At 75.8% G+C, this 1,362-nt stretch carries 2 protein-coding genes; both read right to left on the reverse strand.

The window, feature by feature from the left end:
* Nucleotides 1–899 (reverse strand): LysM peptidoglycan-binding domain-containing protein (locus ACIQOV_RS41540; RefSeq protein ID WP_401056347.1); only part of this gene is annotated, 899 nt, incomplete at its 3' end.
* A partial coding sequence (locus ACIQOV_RS41545) for a hypothetical protein (protein ID WP_401056349.1) occupies nt 899–1,362 on the reverse strand: 464 nt, incomplete at its 5' end. The genes ACIQOV_RS41540 and ACIQOV_RS41545, both read right to left, overlap by 1 nt.

The raw sequence follows: 1,362 nt of genomic DNA on the forward strand, positions 1-1,362 counted from the left end.
GCACCCTGCGGCGTCCCCTGCGGGGTGCCCTGCGCCGCGTCCCCGGAGGGAGCCGGTGCGGGAGCCGGAGCCGGTGTCCTCGCCTCGTCCGGCTTGGCGTCCGCCGGCATCAGCAGTTCCCAGCCGGGCTGGATCGGCCGCTCGGCGTCGAAGCGGACGCCCGAATCACCCATCACCCGGCCCTCGTTGAGCTTGGCGATCTCCATCCACCGCTCGCCCGAGCCCAGTTGGCGCTCGGCGATGGACCACAGGCTGTCGGCCGGCCGGGCGTCGCGCACCGTGTAGGTGCTCTGCTGTTCGGCGGCCGGGGTCGGGGCCGGCGCGGCCGGCGCGGCGGGCAGTGCGGCGCGCTGCACGCCCGGCGTCAACTGCGCCTGGACGACCGGGCCGTGGGCGGCGTCGGGGACGGCCGCGAAGGCCGAGCCGGCCACCGGCAGCAGGGCGAGCACCGAGCCGACCAGTCCGGCCGCGATCCGCTGGCTCCAGCCGAAGGCCGGGATGCGGCGGGCGATCCGGCCGCGCAGCTGGGCGGGGATCTCCAGCAGGACGGAGAGCGCGAAGCAGGCCCAGGCGAGCCAGCCGACCACCACCAGCGCCCACAGGAACAGGCTTCCGTCGTCCGGGCTGGTGAGCGCCTCGCCCACCCCGCCCGAGGCGACCTCACCCATCCCGGCGACCGCCTGGGTGCCGTACAGCAGCAGTGCGGGAACGCCCAACAGCAGGGCGAGCAGGGCGACCAGCGCGCCGAGCGCGGTGATCACGGCACGGCCGCGCCCGCGGGGTGGTCGGGGCGCCGGGGCGGCGGGCCTTCGGGCGCCGCCGGCGCGATGGGACGTCCCGGCCCGGCCGTTGCGGGCCTGGGCGGTACGGGCCTGGTCCTTGGCACGTGGCGCGGCCATCAGTCGGTCTCCGCTTTCTCGACTCCGTGGACGAGGGTCGCACTGCCCTTGCCCGTTACCTTCCGTTGCCCGAGGGCGCCCAGCAGGACCGGGCGGTAGTCGGCCTGCACGGTGACGGTGACGACCTTGCCGTCACCGGAGAACTCGATGTCGCCCGCGTGCAGGCCGTACAGGCGCAGATAGGCGTCGGCGGCGTCCCGGACGTCTTTCTCCTGGACCTTGAAGCCCTTGCCCTGCAGGACGGCCGCCCGGTCGAGCTGCTGGCCGCCGACCCGCGCGGCCTCCAGAGCGTAGGCGTCGGTCCGCTCGGCGACCCGCAGCCGGCCGCCGGCGTCGATCACCAGGGCGATGACGAGCACGACGTAGGCCGCGCAGATCGCCACGAAGAGGGCCACCGCGCCCCGGTCGGACCGGCGCGCCGACAGCCGTCGCCGCAGACGGCTCACCACTCCCGTCCCCTCCC

Source organism: Kitasatospora sp. NPDC091257 (genome assembly GCF_044757675.1).
Lineage (GTDB): Bacteria > Actinomycetota > Actinomycetes > Streptomycetales > Streptomycetaceae > Kitasatospora > Kitasatospora lactacystinica.